The organism is Burkholderia sp. SIMBA_051 (assembly GCF_046534915.1).
In the GTDB taxonomy this organism is placed as follows: domain Bacteria; phylum Pseudomonadota; class Gammaproteobacteria; order Burkholderiales; family Burkholderiaceae; genus Burkholderia; species Burkholderia ambifaria.
This window is the reverse complement of the sequence record NZ_JAWRXS010000090.1, coordinates 1-369: the sequence shown is the minus strand read 5'-3', so window position 1 is coordinate 369 and position 369 is coordinate 1. Positions and strand designations below refer to the sequence as shown.

Annotated in this window: 1 protein-coding gene; it reads right to left on the bottom strand. The window is 56.4% G+C overall.

Annotation, left to right across the window (positions count from 1 at the left end; translation table 11 throughout):
• Positions 1-345 (bottom strand): MFS transporter (locus SB771_RS33680; protein WP_410721878.1); only part of this gene is annotated, 345 nt, incomplete at its 3' end.
• Positions 346-369: the final 24 nt, after the last annotated feature.

Genomic DNA, 369 nt, shown 5'->3' with positions numbered 1-369 from the left:
GATCCATTTAGCATGCAGTCCGGCGCGCAGGTCTTTCCACCATCGGGCTAGACCGCGATGGTGTTCGCGATGCTGAGATTGGGATGGAAGATGCAAAGTCACGTAAGCAGCGACGCCGAGCAATATGCCGTTCATCCAGAATGTTGCAGCTATACCGCCCAAGGCGAGTGTCGCGCCAGCCAATGCTGGCCCTAAGGCACGGCCAACTGCCTGCGTCGATTTGCGAAGACGAAGCGCTTCGGCCAAACGATTTGCCGGAACAAGTTCAGCCGAAATCGTGGAACTGGCCGGATCGATGAAAGCTTTCGCTATAACGGTGACCACGCCTATGCAGATGATGAGCATAAGTCGGTAGTCGGACAGCGAGGC